The following is a 15580-nucleotide window of genomic DNA, read 5'->3' as shown; positions in this document are numbered from 1 at the left end:
GTCAAGGCTGTTGACATTTGACAGAATGATGCCTTAGCTGTGGGCAAAGAGGGCATGGTGGCAGGCAGAGGAGGCGGCCCCATGTTCAGGAGGAGATCATATGGATAGCCACGTCTTTGAGGCGTTGAGTATAGAGTCATTGCCGGTACGGCTCGGCGGCAACGCTGCGATCACGCAAAGAATCGGTGACGATTGCGGCCGGTGGCGGGTCCATGAGGTCGGTGACGGTAACCTCAACCTGGTGTTCATCGTCACCGGCGAGAAAGGCACAGTGATCGTCAAGCAGGCGTTGCCCTATGTGCGCCTGGTCGGCGAGAGCTGGCCGCTGCCGCTCAAGCGCTCGTTCTTCGAATATCATGCGCTGAAACGCCAGGGCGCGCGTGATCCCGGCATGGTGCCGGAGGTCCTTCTCTTCGACGAGGCGCAGGCCATCATCGTCATGGAGTTCCTGACGCCGCACGTCATCCTGCGCCGCGCGCTGATCGATGGGCGCGAGCTGCCGAAGATCGGCCGCGATCTCGGGCTGTTCGTCGCCCGCACGCTCTTCCGCGGCTCGGATCTTCATATGCCGACGCGTGACAAGAAGGCTGACGTCGCGCTGTTCAGTGACAATGTCGAGCTTTGCGACATCACGGAGAACCTCGTGTTCTCGGACCCTTACTTCGAGGCAGCGCTCAACCGTCACACGACGCCACAGCTCGATCCCCTTGTTGCGGAGCTTCGCGCCGACCGCGACCTGAAGGTGGAGGCACAACGCCTGAAGCACATCTTCTCGGCCAAGGCGGAAACGCTCTGCCACGGTGACCTGCATACCGGTTCCGTGATGGTGACCGATGACGAGACACGCGTCATCGATCCGGAATTCGCTTTCTACGGACCGATCAGCTTCGATGTCGGCATGCTGATCGCCAATTTCTGGATGAGCTATTTCTCACAGTCCGGTCACGAGACCGCGCCGGGCGCGCGCGACAGCATGCGCGCCTACCTGCTCGATACGATCGACACGCTCTGGGAAACATTCCGCGCCGAGTTTTCGAACCTGTGGCGCACCGAGCGCAAGGGCATCCTCTATCAAGCGAGCGTCTTCGAGAACCGCAATGATGCACTCGCTGCCGAGCAGGCGTTGAACCTCGTCATCAGCGAAATATGGGGTGAAATGCTGGGCTTTGCCGGCATCGAAATCCACCGCCGCATCCTCGGCCTTGCTCACAACGCCGATTTTGAAACCATCGCCGACCTCGACCGCCGCGCGCATTGCGAAAGCAAGGCACTGACGTTCGGGCGCCACATCGCCGTCAACCGGCAACGTATCCACAGTCTCCGCGACATTCGCGAGACGGTGGAGCGGCTAGAAAAGGAGACTATCGCGTGAAAGTCGGAGAACGCCATTACCACACTATATGGCTCAACGACGACGGCCGCGCCGTCGATATCATCGACCAGCGCTGGCTGCCGCACGAGTTTCGTGTCGTTACGCTGAAGACCGTCGCCGAGGTCGCGGTCGCCATACGCGACATGTGGGTTCGCGGCGCGCCGTTGATCGGCGTGACGGCCGCCTACGGCGTTGCGATCGCCATGGCGGTTGACCCCTCGGACAAGCATCTCGATGCTGTCTGGGAAGAGCTCAACGAAACGCGCCCGACCGCCATCAATCTGCGCTGGGCGCTGAATGCGATGCGCGATCACCTGCGGCCCTTGCCGGAAAGCGAACGGGCTGAGGCCGCCTACAAGCGCGCTGCCGAAATTGCGGAAGAGGATGTTCAGCTCAATCGCGCGATCGGCGCCAATGGCCTGGATATCATTCGGAAGATCGCGGCAGGCAAGAAGCCTGGCGAACCGGTGCGCGTCCTCACCCACTGTAATGCTGGCTGGCTTGCGACCGTTGACTACGGTACCGCGACCGCGCCGATCTATATGGCCGTCGAGGAAGGCATTCCGGTTCACGTCTATGTTGACGAAACCCGGCCGCGGAACCAGGGCGCCTATCTCACGGCCTGGGAGATGAATGGCCATGGCGTGCCGCATACGCTGATCGTCGACAATGCCGGCGGCCATCTGATGCAGCACGGCGATGTCGACATGGTCATCGTCGGCACCGACCGCACGACGGCGAACGGAGATGTCTGCAACAAGGTCGGAACCTACCTCAAGGCGCTTGCGGCGCGCGACAACGGCGTACCCTTCTATGTCGCCCTGCCGTCGCCGACGATCGATTGGACGGTGCATGACGGCATCAAGGAAATCCCGATCGAGGAGCGCTCTGCCGACGAAGTCAGCTTCGTTCAGGGAAAGGCGGCAGACGGCTCGATATCGAGCGTGCGCATTTCGCCCGAAGGAAGCCCCGCCGCCAACCCGGCCTTCGACGTTACGCCTGCTCGTCTGATCACCGGCCTGATAACCGAGCGCGGCATCGCAACGCCTTCGCCGGAAGGTCTGAAAGCACTTTTCCCCGAACGGAACTGAGACGATGACCCTATCCAACCATAAATCCACGGAAGACATCGCGCTCGGAATCCGGCGCCGGGTCTTCTTCCATACGATGGCAAACAATGGCGGCTATCTGAGCCAGGCCTGTTCTGCCGCAGAGAGCCTTGCGCTGCTCTATAACGAATTTCTGACGCTCGGCGCGCCCACGCTTCCCAAGGTGCCACTGCCATTCGCAGGCGTACCGTCGGCACATAATCCCGACGCATTCACCGGTGCTGGCTACCACGGCCCGTTCGCGCCGGAGTTCGATCGCTTTTTCATTTCGCCCGCGCATTATGCGCTGGTCATCTACTCGGCCCTGATCGAGACCGGCCGCATGGACGAGCATGCACTCGACCACTTCAACAAGGACGGCGGGTCGGTCGAGATGATCGGCGCCGAGCATAGCCCCGGGATGGAAGTAACGACCGGCTCGCTGGCGCAGGGGCTTTCCATGGCCTCGGGTGTCGCTTGGGCGCGATCGAAAAAGGGCGAACCCGGTAAGGTCTGGGTCTATATGTCGGACGGGGAATTCCAGGAGGGACAGACCTGGGAGTGCCTCGCGGCCATGTCTTATCACCAGATCGACAATATCCGGGTGATCGTCGACGTGAACCGGCAGCAATGCGACGGTGCGATGTCCTCCGTGCTCGATCTCGGCGATCTTGCCACACGAGTGAGCTCCTTCGGCGTCACATGCCGTTCGGTCGATGGCCACGACCTCAATGCGCTTCGGGAAGCGGCGGCCAGTGCCGAAACCGGGAAGCCGCTGGTGATCCTCGCCAACACGTCACCCTATCAGGGCATGAACTTCCTGAAGAAGCGCTTCCCGCGCCTGCATTACGTGCGGTTCAAGAGTGCGGACGAGCGGTTGGAAATGCAGACAGCCCTTGCCGCCGAACTCGGCATCGACATGAACGCAGCAGAGAGGGCCTGATGATGGTCGAGATTGTCAATCGTCCTTATGCCAAGGCGTTCGAGGCCTTCGCCGTCACGCGACCCGAGGTGCTATGCCTTTCGGCGGACCTGACCTCTTCCTGTGAGGTCGATGGTTTCAGAGACCGGCACCCGGAGCAGTTTCTCTCGCTTGGCATGGCCGAGCAGAACATGCTGTCGTTCGCCGCCGGCCTCGCCATGCAGGGCCATCGCCCGTTTCTTCATACGTTTTCGGTGTTTCTCTATCGCCGTCCCTATGATCAGCTGATCAATTCCATCGCCTATTCCAATCGCAAAGTGCGCCTCATGGGCTTCCTTCCGGGGATCACGACGCCCGGCGGCATCACCCATCAGGCGATCGAAGACATTTCGGTGATGCGCGCAGTGCCGAACATGACCGTGCTGGAAACTGGCGACGCGACCGAAGTCGAAACCGTGCTGGAGGTCGCTGACGCCATCGATGGCCCGGTCTATGTGCGCGTGCTGCGCGGGGAAGTGCCGAGGCTCTTCTCCACGCCGTTCGAATTCAACAAGCTGCGCAGGCTTTCCGAGGGAGATGACATTCTCGTGGTGAGCTCTGGTGTCTGCACCGAAGAAGCGCTCCGCGCGATTGGACCGCTGACCGATCGCAAGATCGGCGTTCATCATCTGCATGTCTCGACGTTGAAACCTTTCGACAGGGCAGGGCTGCTCAAGGCCGCGCGCGGCAAGAAGGGCATCGTCACGCTGGAAAATCACCTGGTGACAGGCGGCCTCGGCTCACTGGTGGCCGAAATCCTCGCCGAGGAAGGACTTGGCATCCGGCTGAGGCGGCTTGGTCTGAACGACACCTTTGCACATGGCGCCTCCAAGCCGTATCTCATGAAGAAATATGGTCTCGACGCCGGCGCCCTCGTCTCCGCGATAGAGGAGCTTCTCGGCAAGAAGCTCGATATCGGCGAGGAAGAGCTGATGGAGGTGCGCCTCGATCACGTTCATTCGGCGCAGAAGGCAGAGGCGCTTTGATGACTGAGCGCTTTACCGTCAGCTATTTCATCCGTGGGGCAGACGCTGCGGAGGCAAAAGCCCGGGCGCTCGACATCGCGCTTGAGCAAACCGTCGAGATCCCTCGTGCTGCGGTCCCGAAGGGCTATGTCGAGGATGTGATCCTCGGCCGCCTGGAGGGCCTCGAACAGGTGAGAGACGGGCGGTCGGGTTTTCTGGCGACCATCTCCTATTCCGAGGATGATGTTGGCGGCGATTTTCTGCAGTTCCTCAACATCGTCTTCGGCAACAGCTCCATCAAGCCTGGTCTCAAGGTGGAAGATATCGGTCTCTCATCCGGCATTCTCGATCTCTGCGGGGGACCGCGCCACGGCATTGCCGGCTTGCGGGCGCGCGCCGGAATAGGCGAGACGCCTCTGCTCATGTCGGCGATCAAACCGGTCGGTTTGTCGACAAAGGAGCTGGCCAGTCTGGCCCATGACTTCGCGATTGGCGGTGTGCATTTCGTCAAGGACGATCACGGTCTCGTCGACCAACGGACCTCTCCGTTCAGCGAACGTTTGAAGGCCTGTGTCGCGGCTGTCGGCGAGGCCAACGCCAAGACCGGCGGCAGGACGAGCTTCGTTCCGAATATCACGGGACCCGCGACGGCAATCGTCGACCGAGCCAAAGAGGCGCAGGAAGCGGGGGCAGGCGGCGTCATGATCGCACCGGCTCTTGCCGGCTACGATATCATCCGCACACTCGCCGCCGATCGGGATTTCACGCTCCCGATCGTCTCTCATCCGGCCTTCTCCGGCGCCAACATCGTGTCACCCGATTGCGGCTTCACGCATCGTACTTTCTTCGGGACACTTCACAGGCTGATGGGGGCTGATGCCGTCATCTATCCGAATTTCGGTGGCCGTTTCGGCTTCAGCCGTGAGGAGTGCCTGTCGATCTCGACTGCCTGCGCGGCAGAAATGGGTGGCCTGAAAACCATCGCGCCGGCTCCGGGCGGCGGCATGACGCTCGATCGGGTAGGCGAGATGCGCGCAGCCTATGGCAACGACATCATGTATCTTGTCGGCGGTGCGCTGCTTATGGATCCGGACGGTGTCGTTGCTGCATGCCAACGCCTCGTCAGCACGGTTTATGACTGAATTTGGATCCATGCGGCGGCTCAGCTGAGCCGCACGCTTTTTTGTCTGGCCCGGTAGGCTACCGCGACCAGAAGAATTTCGGCCGCCACGCTGATGTCGTTGGGGCAGGGGAGCTAGTGCTGCCATCGTCCTAGCCGATGCCACTCCCCGCAATCCCGCAAATTTTTCCAATCTTTCCAATTACCTACGGTGTATCGTTTGATTATCGACAAAAAACACTTGCGACCATCGATTTAGATGATAACGTTTCAACTAAATTGAATGCCGAATGCGACAGTCAACGTTTGGGAGGACGTGACATGACCAGCAGCAGTAGATTTATGCCTGAAATCAGCCGCCGCACCCTGCTTGCAGGGGCAGGGAGTGCGGCCCTAGTAGCGATGACGGGCGGTGCCCGGGCGCAGGAGGCCGTCAGCGGAGAGCTTGTCGTGCTCAATTGGCTCGGCGGTTCCGAAGCCGACATGATGAAGACGGTTCAGGCCGGGTTCCTGAAGAAATATCCCGATGTGAAGATCCGCGAAGTGCTGATCACCGGCCAAGGCGACATGCGCGGCGGTATCCGCACGGCGCTGATGGGCGGCGAGGTGGTCGATGTGCTGATCAACACTTGGCCCGCCTTCCGCAAGGAGCTGCTGGATGCAGGCATGCTCCGGCCTGTCGACGACCAGTGGAAGAGCTTCGGCTGGGACAAGGTCATCAGCCAGTCCTGGAAAGACCTCGGCGCCATCGATGGCAAGACCTACGGCCTGACCTACACATTCGGCGACCGTTCCGGCATCTGGTACAAGAAGGAACATCTCGCCAAGGCCGGCATCACCGCGCCGCCGAAGACCTGGGACGAATTCGTCGCAACCTTCGCGAAGCTGACGGCCGCCGGTTTCTCGGCACCGGTCGCCATCCCCGGCAAATACTGGGCGCATGCCGAGTGGTTCGAAACACTGCTCTTAAGGACGGCCGGCGTCGAGACGGCTGCGAAGCTCGCCGCGCATCAGATCCCCTGGACCGATCCAGTGGTGAAGACCGCGCTGACGAAATACAGCCAGATGCTGCAGGCAGGCTGCTGCGGCGCCACCAACGGCATGCTCGCCAATGACTGGGATGGCGAAGCCGACCAGATCTTCCAGGCCAATGCCAAGAACTACCTGCTGATCGGCATGTGGATGAACAACCGCGCCAAGAACGACTACAAGCTCGTCGAAGGCAAGGATTACAGTCTCTTCCAGTTCCCCGCACTCGGCATGGGCCATGACGACACCTCGAGTGTCGATGCCAAGGAACTCTTGGTCACGGCAAATGGCGCCAACCCGAAGGCCGCGGACGCATTCCTAGACTATTGGACCAGCGCCGAAGCCGCCAATATTCTCGCCAAGGCCGGCTATGCCTCGCCGAGCAGCAATGTCGACAAGTCGCTCTATGGCGAAGCCCAGAAGGTGGCGACGGAAGCGGTCGCGAGCTCAAAGCTGCAATTCGTGCTCGGCGATCTGCTGCCCGGCGACCTCGTCGACGAATATCGCGTCCAGCTGCAGAAATTCCTGCAGGATCCGTCGGAGGCGAATATCGACACGGTGCTCGCCGCCATCGAGGCCAAGGCCCAAGGGTCTTACTGATGCTGGGCTCCTCCGCTTCCCCTGTCCGGGGAGCGGCGGGCGTGATGCAGGGTTCTCCGCTGGCTGGCATCCAGGGCCGCCGGCGTCTGCTCAGGGACACGCCCGCCGCACTCATCCTGATCGCACCGGTGATCGTGCTTTTTGCGATCGCCGTCGTCTATCCGCTGGCGGAAACGATCCGGCTGAGCTTCTGGGATATCCAGGGGCTCAGAAAGCCGGCCTTCATCGGCTTCGGGAACTACGCAAAGCTTTTCGCTGACGCGGCTTTCCGCCATACGCTGCTGACGACGCTGATCTTCACGATCGGGACGACGGTGATTTCGGTGGGGATCGGCTGGGTTCTGGCGATGATGTGCGCCTTTGCGCCGCGCGAAACCTTGCCGTTCCGGGTGATGATCTTTGCGGCTTTCGGCATATCGGAGGCGGTGTCCGGCTATATGTGGCTCGGCATCTACCGGCCGGATGCCAGGGGGCTGCTCAATTCGCTGATCCAGCTACTTGGCTTCCAGGGCTTTTCCCATGCCTGGCTCGGTGACGCCAATACCGCGCTCTGGGCGCTGATCATCGCCGCCTCCTGGAGCGGTGTCGGCCTGCCGCTGATGCTGATCTTTGCCGCCATCCAGGCGATCCCGAAATCGGTTCTGGAGGCGGCCTATATGGATGGCGCCAAGCCGGTCTCGACCATGCGCCACATCATGATGCCGCTGTCGATGCCGGGCGTCCGCGTCGCCATCTTCATCAACCTGCTCGGCGCGCTGCGCGCTTTCGATATCATCTACATCCTGACCGGCGGCGGGCCGGTGCGTTCCACGGAGACGGTCGGCTATTTCATGTACCGCGAGTCCATGACCCAGTTCAAATTGGGCTACGGGGCGGCCGCCACCGTCATCCTGCTGCTCGCCGTTCTCATCGTCTCCATTCCCGCGATCATCCAGCGGACGGCGGGTGCGCGATGATTGGCAAGGCACCCCGCTGGATCATTATCGCCGTCGGCATCGTCGCCTGTATCTGGGTGATCCCGATCCTCGGCATCGTCGTTACCTCTCTGCGACCACCGCAAGGCGTGTCGCTCGGATGGTGGCACTTCGAGAGCTTCGATTTCACGCTCGATGCCTGGCGCAAGGTCTGGGACAAGTATCCGCTGGCACCCTCTATGTGGGTGACGATGAAGACCGCGGCGATCGCAACGGCGCTGACGATGCTACTGACGCCGGCTGCCGCCTATGCCTTCCACTTCCTGAATTTTCCGTTCAGGCGCCTGCTGCTCATCCTGATCATCAATGCTTTCGTACTGCCGCAGCAGGTGGTGATCATCCCGCTCTTCACGCTGTGGCGCGATCTCGGGCTGATCGACAGCATCTTCTCGGTGCTGATCCCCTATGTCGGCCTGTCCTTTGCCTGGTCGATCTTCCTCGTCAAAAACTTCTTCGAGGACTTTCCGCGGGAGCTCGTCGAGGCCGCTCGGATCGACGGCTGCGGACCGCTCGCGACCTTCCGCCATGTGGTGCTGCCGAACAGCCTGTCGCCGATCTTTGCGGTCGGCATCCTGCAGTTCCTGTGGACGTGGAATGCGCTGCTTTTGCCGATGCTCTTCCTGCGCAGCGATGTTCCGCTTCCGGTGCTGCTCGCCCGCATTTCGGGCAGCTACGAAATCAACTGGGACCAGAGATCGGTGGCCGCCATCATCACCACCATCGTCCCGCTTGTCGTTTTCCTCGTCTTCCAACGTCAGTTCGCCGCCGGCTCGCAGACCCGCACCGGCGCAAAGGAATAGAACCATGCCGAAACTCACCAACAAGCCGCTCCGCTACCGCCAGATCCATCTCGATTTCCACACCTCGGAGCATATTCCGGGCATCGGCTCGGATTTCGATCCGGAGGCTTTCGTCTCGACGCTGAAGGCGGCGCATGTGGATTCGATCACGATCTTCGCCAAGTGCCATCACGGCTGGTCCTACTATCCGACCAAGGTCGGCAAGCCGCATCCGCATCTGGCGCGGCCGGATCTGCTCGGCGATATGGTGAAGGCTCTCTCTGCCGCCGATATCGAAAGCCCGATCTATATCTCGGTGCAGTGGGATGAGCTGACGGCGCGCGAGCATCCGGAATGGCGTGCGATGAGCGCATCCAACCGCTACCAGCACGCGCTTCCCGGCGATCCCTCCGCCGGCAAGCAGCTGAGCCCGGCTTGGCACACCCTCTGCCTCAACCACGAGGGCCTGAGGAAATACATTCTCGATCAGGCACGCGAAGTCGCCCAGATCTATCCGACGCAGGGACTGTTCTTCGACATCATCCTGACGCCCGATTGCGTCTGCGCCGCCTGTGTCGGGCGCATGCAATGCGAGGGCCTCGATCCTGAGAATCCTGCCGATCGGCTGAAGAATGATGAGGCCGTCAACGAGCAGTTCCGCCGCGAGACCAGCAAGGCGCTGTTCGAAGAATTCCCGGGCCTGAGGGTGTTCTACAATTGCGGCCACATTCACAAGCAGGGGCCGGAGCGCTTCGGAACCTATTCGCATCTCGAACTCGAAAGCCTGCCGACGGGTGGCTGGGGCTACGACCACTTCCCCTCGAGCGCGCGCTATGCGGCAACGCTCGGCATGGACTTTCTCGCCCATACCGGAAAGTTCCACACATCCTGGGGCGAGTTCGGCGGCTTCAAGCATCCCGACGCCCTGGAATATGAATGCGCCCAGATGATCGCGCTCGGTTCCAAATGCCTGGTCGGCGATCAGCTGCATCCGAACGGTGCGATCAATCCCGATACCTATGCCTCGATCGCACCCGCCTACCGGCGCGTCGAGAAGATGGAACCGTTCCTGGAAGGAGCCAGGCAGATCTCCGAGATCGCCATCCTTTCCGCCGAGCATATGAGCCCTGAGGGTGCTCGCAACCATCCGAGCGACGATGGCACCGCGCAGATGCTGCAGGAGTTGAAGCGTCCCTTCGATGTCATTGATACCTCAGCCCGTTTCGAGCAATATCGGCTGCTGATCCTGCCCGACGAAATTACTGTCGATGCCGCCCTCGCGGCCCGGCTGAAGACCTACCTTTCCAATGGCGGCAAGCTCATCGCCTCCTGGCGCTCGGGCCTGGGCGAAGACGGCCGCTTTGCCGTCGATTTCGGCATCGAGCGCCAGCCCGAACCGGTGTCCTTCAAGCCGAGCTATGTGAAGGCCGACAAGGTGCTCGACGCGTCGATGCCCGAAACAGCCTTTGTTTTCTACGACGAGGCGGAGACCGTGCGCTCAACCGGCGCGACGGTGCTTGCCGGTATCTATCCGTCCTATTTCAATCGCTCCTACAAGCACTTCTGCTCGCATCAGCACGCGCCCGACAATCCGGATGCCGATATGCTGGGTGCCGCCGTCACCGAACATCGCGGCGCGGCCTATATCGCCTATCCGATCTTCCGGCTCTACCGGGCCATGGGGCAGCCTCTCTACAAATATGTCGTTCGCGGTCTTCTCGACCGCCTCGTTCCGAACCCGGCCATGGTCACCGACCTTCCGTCTTCGGGCCGCGCAACGTTGACACGCCAGGTCGAGCACAATCGCCATGTCTTGCACCTTCTCTACGGGCCGCCGCAGATCCGCGGCAAGGCTGTTCGCGGTGACGACGGTTCGACGCGGGTGATGGAGATGATCGAGGACATTCCGGCGATCGGCCCGGTCAACGCGACGGTGCGCCTGCCTGAGAAGCCGAAGCGGGTGTTCGACGCGATGACCGGCGAGGAGCTCGCCTGGCATGCTGCCGCCGATGGCGCCGTCAGCATCACCGTGCCGCGCCTCCACATCCACAGCGCCGTGGTCTTCGAAGGCGCCTGATTGAGACGGCCGTCGCCGGACGGCCGCACCCGGCGCCTCCGCCGCTTACGCTGGTGGGCGGCAAGGCGCTGGGTTATATGACGAAATGGCGTTATTGGGGCGCCGTTTTGGCGATAGACGTGCAGGGGTTGGCTTGAAATGGACGAGACGGATCACACAGCTGGGAGAAAGCGCGGAGCGACGATCATCGACGTTGCCAAGGTGGCAGACGTCGCGGTCGGCACCGTGTCGCGCTATCTCAATGGCCAGACGATCCGCCGCTCGAACCGCGAACAGATCGAACGGGCGATCCAGGATCTCGGTTACAAGCGCAATGCCGCCGCTGCGTCGATCCGCACCGACCTGACGCACATGATCGGCTTCCTGGTGCCGACCTTCGACGAGTTCCATGCGCGCATGCTGGAGCATCTGGCAAATTCCGTGCGCCGGACGGGGCGGGCGCTCCTGACCTATTGCCACGGCGGCGATCCGCGCGTCGTGGCCGAAGCGCTCGATTTCTTTGCCGCCCAACGCGTCGATGCGCTCATCATGGACGGCACGGCCGAGGTCTATGACCGCGTCGACGATCTCATCAATCATGATATCCCGATCATCTTCTACAACAACGACGTCCGAGGCCTCGCGGCAGACCGGGTGATGGTCGAGAACCACAAGGCGAGCTACCGGCTGGTCAGCCACCTGATCGATCTCGGCCACCGCCGCATCGGCATCCTGACTGGCGATCCGCGCAATTCATCCGGTATCGAGCGCCTGGCAGGCTACGAACAGGCGCTGCGCGAACGGGGGATCGCGCCCGATCCGGCGCTTGCCGTACGCGGCAACTGGCGGATGGACGGCGGCTACGAGGCGACCAAGCGGCTGATGTCGGTGGAGACCCCGCCGACCGCGATCTTTTCCGCCAACTACGGCATGGCGGTCGGCGCGCTCAGCTGGCTGAAGGAAAACGGCCGCCATGTGCCGGACGATGTGTCGCTGGCAAGCTTCGACGACGTCGCCGTTTTCCGGCTCTACGAAGCGGGCATCACCGCCGTGGCGCAGCCGGTCGCCAGCATCGCCGAGACGATTACCGACATTCTCGTCGAGCGCCTGGCGGAACCGGCGGGCGGGGCGACGCGCAGCGTCGTTCTGGAATGCGACATCATCCTGCGAGGCTCGACGCGCAGGGTGACCTGACGCGCGCTGCCCGCCAAGCGGTTAAAGGGAGGAAGCTTTGGCCAGCGTTGAACTGCAGAATATCGACAAGTCCTATGGCAGTTTCGAAGCCATCGGCGGCCTGAACCTGAACATCGATGACGGCTCGTTCACCGTTTTCGTCGGCCCGTCCGGATGCGGAAAATCGACGCTGCTGCGGATGATCGCCGGTCTGGAAAAAATCACCGGCGGCGACCTCAAGATCAATGGGCGGCGGATGAACGAGGCCGACCCGATCGAGCGCGGAGTGGCCATGGTCTTCCAGAATTACGCGCTCTATCCGCATATGACCGTTGAGCAGAATATCGGCTTTTCGCTCCGCATGGCCGGCATGGCGAAGGACGAGATTGCGCGCAGCGTCGCCGCCGCGGCCGCAACGCTGCAGATCGAGCCGCTGATGAAACGCAAGCCTGCCCAGCTTTCCGGCGGCCAGCGCCAGCGCGTCGCAATCGGCCGGGCGATCGTCCGCAATCCCGAAGTCTTCCTGTTCGACGAGCCGCTCTCCAACCTCGACGCGGAACTCAGGGTCTCGATGCGCGTCGAGATCGCCAAGCTGCATCGCCGCATCGGCGCAACGATGATCTATGTCACCCACGACCAGACGGAAGCGATGACGCTTGCCGACAAGATCGTCGTCATGCGCTCCGGCAAGATCGAGCAGATGGGGACGCCCGACATGCTCTATGCCGATCCGGACAACCTCTTCGTCGCCGGTTTCATCGGCTCGCCGCGCATGAACTTCCTGGAGGGAACGCTTGGCGCGGACGGGCTCGTCAGGCTCGATTGCGGCGCGAGCTTCCGCCCGGATCTGATGCATGCTGGCGGCCGCGACGTTCCCGTCAAGGTCGGCATCCGGCCGGAACATTTCACAGGGCAGGAGGGTGCCGGCGGGGCGATCGAGGTGAAGGTCGACGTCGTCGAAAATCTCGGCGGGACGCGCTTCATCTACGGCACCCTGTCCTCAGGGCAACCCGTCATCGTCGAGGACCGCTCCGAGACATCGCGCCGTCCCGGCGAGACGGTGACCGCGGCCTTCCCGGCGCGCAAGGCGCTGCTCTTCGGCGCAGATGGCCAGCGCATCCGTGACACCCAACCTGCAAACGCCATTCCGGCGGAGTGATCATGAACGACGATATTCTCTGGTACGACACGCCGGCCCGCCTCTGGACGGACGCCCTGCCGCTCGGCAATGGCAGGCTGGGCGCCATGGTCTTCGGCGATCCGCATCACGAGCGGCTGCAGATCAACGAATCGACTTTCTGGGCCGGCGGCCCCTATCAGCCGGTCAATCCTGACGCCTACGCTTACCTGCAGCAGGTGAGGGAGCTGATCTTTGCGGGGCGCTATGCCGAGGCCGAAGCCATGGCCGAGGCGCATCTGATGGCGCGGCCGATCAAGCAGATGTCCTATCAGCCGGTCGGCGATCTCCGGATCGAGCTGCCCCATGGGCAAGATGTCTCCGGCTACCGCCGAAGCCTCGATCTCGCAACGGCGACCGCGGTGGCCTCATACACGGTCGATGGCGTCAGCTTCCGCCGCGAGACCTTCGTTTCTCCGGTGGATGATATCCTGGTAATGCGAATTTCCGCCGATAGGAAGGGGGCGATCAACGGGAGGATCGCGATCGACAGCCCGCAGCGCAGCGCGCTGAGCAAGATCGAGCCCCAGCAACTGATCGTATCAGGCACCGGCACGTCGGAGTCCGGCATAGCCTCTGTCTTGCGCTTCACTTTCGGCATAAGGGTGATCAATAGCGGCGGCGAGCTTAAAGCAGCGCCTGGAGGTATCGATGTCGAGGCCGCGGACGAGCTCATTATCCTGCTCGACGCCGCCACCAACTTCAGGCGTTATGACGACGTCTCCGGCAACCCCGATCAGGATCTCGAAGAGAGGCTCGATCGGGCATCCCACCGCGCTTACGCCGATCTTCATCGCGACCATGTCGCCGAGCATCAGCGGCTTTATGGCGGCTTCTCCATCGATCTCGGCTCTTCGCCTGCCGCAGGCCTGCCGACCGATCAGCGCGTCGCCGAATTCGCCAATGGGCATGATCCGGCTCTGGCGGCGCTCTATGTCCAGTTCGGCCGCTACCTGATGATCGCCTCGTCGCGGCCGGGCACCCAGCCCGCCAATCTTCAGGGCATCTGGAACGACCAGACCGATCCGCCATGGGGCAGCAAATACACCGCCAATATCAATCTGCAGATGAATTACTGGCTGGCGGCGCCCGCCAATCTGACCGAATGCATCGAGCCGCTGATCGCCATGGCAGAAGATTTGGCCGAAACCGGCCGGGAGATGGCGATGGTGCATTACCACGCGCGCGGCTGGGTGATGCATCACAACACCGATCTCTGGCGTGCGACAGGCCCGATCGACGGCGCGCAATGGGGCCTCTGGCCGACCGGCGGTATCTGGCTGATGGCGCAGCTTCTCGATGTCTGCGATTACCTCGATGATCCCGAGACCACCCGAAAGCGCCTGTTCGCCGTAGCGAAAGGCGCCGCGCAGTTCATCTTCGACGTGCTCGTGCCGCTGCCCGGCACGGACTATCTCGTCACCAACCCATCGCTTTCGCCGGAGAATATCCACCCGCACGGCGCTTCGATCTGCGCCGGTCCGGCAATGGACAACCAGCTGATCCGCGATTTCCTGACGCTCCTGCGTCCGCTCGCCGTCTCTACCGGCGGGGAGGCGGCTCTCGTATCGGAGATCGACGATATCCTGCCGCGCGTTGCGCCCGACCGTATCGGCGCCGCCGGCCAGCTGCAGGAATGGCTTGAGGACTGGGATATGGACGTGCCGGAGATCCACCACCGCCATGTCTCGCATCTCTACGGCCTCTATCCGAGCTGGCAGATCGATATGGAAAGGACCCCGGACCTCGCCGCCGCCGCCCGCCGCTCGCTGGAAATCCGCGGCGACGACGCCACCGGCTGGGGCATCGGCTGGCGCATCAATCTCTGGGCGCGGCTGCGCGACGGCAACCACGCCCTCGACGTCGTCAAGCTTCTCCTCAGCCCCGAGAGGACCTACACCAACCTCTTCGACGCCCACCCCCCCTTCCAGATCGACGGCAATTTCGGCGGCGCGGCGGGCATCCTTGAGATGTTGGTTCAATCAAAACCGGGGCAGCTGAGGCTGCTGCCGGCATTGCCCAGCGAGTGGCAGGGCGGATCGGTCTCGGGTCTTAGAATCCGCGATGGGATCGTCATCAACTTGTCTTGGGAGAATGGGCAGCCCACGCATATCAGGCTGCTTGGCATGCGTGATGCCGAAGTGAGTGTTATGGTGGGCAAACGCAAGGTCGAGGTATCGCTGTCTGCCTTGGAGCCAAGGGATGTCGATCTCAGGCACTCGCTCGGTGGCTAGCTTGGTGATGCGGCGTCGGATTCGCCATCTGGCACCGCCAGTTGACGCGATC

General features: G+C 62.2%; 12 protein-coding genes. All 12 read left to right on the top strand.

The genetic code is table 11. The annotated features are described in order from the left end of the window. Nucleotides 1-100 precede the first annotated feature (100 nt). The 12 genes from mtnK to ABIE40_RS25105 all read left to right on the top strand — a co-directional run bounded on the left by mtnK (nt 101) and on the right by ABIE40_RS25105 (nt 15528). The gene (gene mtnK, locus ABIE40_RS25160) at nt 101-1372 is read left to right on the top strand and encodes an S-methyl-5-thioribose kinase (RefSeq protein ID WP_199625193.1); all 1272 of its coding nucleotides are present in this window, start codon (nt 101-103) and stop codon (nt 1370-1372) included. After that, on the top strand, nt 1369-2463 hold the full coding sequence (gene mtnA / locus ABIE40_RS25155; protein ID WP_199625191.1) for an S-methyl-5-thioribose-1-phosphate isomerase: 1095 nt from the start codon (nt 1369-1371) through the stop codon (nt 2461-2463). The genes mtnK and mtnA overlap by 4 nt, the downstream gene beginning before the upstream one ends. 4 nt (nt 2464-2467) lie before the next feature. Further along, complete coding sequence (locus ABIE40_RS25150) at nt 2468-3403, top strand: transketolase (RefSeq protein WP_199625189.1); 936 nt, start codon at nt 2468-2470, stop codon at nt 3401-3403. Between the two features lie 2 nt (nt 3404-3405). Continuing rightward, entirely contained in the window at nt 3406-4407 is a 1002-nt protein-coding gene (locus tag ABIE40_RS25145; protein WP_199625876.1) for a transketolase family protein, read from the top strand. Continuing rightward, a complete protein-coding gene (locus tag ABIE40_RS25140; protein ID WP_199625187.1) occupies nt 4407-5528 on the top strand; it encodes a RuBisCO large subunit C-terminal-like domain-containing protein in 1122 nt (373 codons plus the stop codon). The genes ABIE40_RS25145 and ABIE40_RS25140 overlap by 1 nt, the downstream gene beginning before the upstream one ends. 299 nt (nt 5529-5827) lie before the next feature. After that, nucleotides 5828-7135, top strand: a complete 1308-nt coding sequence (locus tag ABIE40_RS25135) for an extracellular solute-binding protein (protein WP_199625185.1) — start codon at nt 5828-5830, stop codon at nt 7133-7135. Further along, on the top strand, nt 7135-8091 hold the full coding sequence (locus tag ABIE40_RS25130) for a carbohydrate ABC transporter permease (RefSeq protein WP_199625183.1): 957 nt from the start codon (nt 7135-7137) through the stop codon (nt 8089-8091). Before ABIE40_RS25135 ends, ABIE40_RS25130 begins: the two co-directional genes overlap by 1 nt. Further along, entirely contained in the window at nt 8088-8909 is an 822-nt protein-coding gene (locus tag ABIE40_RS25125) for a carbohydrate ABC transporter permease (RefSeq protein WP_112717818.1), read from the top strand. The genes ABIE40_RS25130 and ABIE40_RS25125 overlap by 4 nt, the downstream gene beginning before the upstream one ends. Before the next feature lie 4 nt (nt 8910-8913). Further along, on the top strand, nt 8914-10965 hold the full coding sequence (locus ABIE40_RS25120; protein ID WP_199625181.1) for a beta-galactosidase trimerization domain-containing protein: 2052 nt from the start codon (nt 8914-8916) through the stop codon (nt 10963-10965). A 138-nt stretch (nt 10966-11103) separates the two neighbouring features. Next, nucleotides 11104-12138: a LacI family DNA-binding transcriptional regulator gene (locus ABIE40_RS25115; protein WP_199625179.1), complete on the top strand. Its 1035-nt coding sequence runs from the start codon at nt 11104-11106 to the stop codon at nt 12136-12138. 37 nt (nt 12139-12175) lie between these two features. Next, on the top strand, nt 12176-13276 hold the full coding sequence (locus ABIE40_RS25110) for an ABC transporter ATP-binding protein (protein WP_199625177.1): 1101 nt from the start codon (nt 12176-12178) through the stop codon (nt 13274-13276). A gap of 2 nt (nt 13277-13278) precedes the next feature. After that, nucleotides 13279-15528: a glycoside hydrolase family 95 protein gene (locus ABIE40_RS25105; RefSeq protein WP_199625175.1), complete on the top strand. Its 2250-nt coding sequence runs from the start codon at nt 13279-13281 to the stop codon at nt 15526-15528. Nucleotides 15529-15580 lie beyond the last annotated feature (52 nt).

Origin of the sequence: Rhizobium sp. OAE497 (assembly GCF_040546565.1) — a bacterium.
Classification (GTDB): domain Bacteria; phylum Pseudomonadota; class Alphaproteobacteria; order Rhizobiales; family Rhizobiaceae; genus Rhizobium.
Note: the sequence above shows the minus strand (reverse complement) of the source record. Positions and strands in the feature narration are given on the sequence as shown.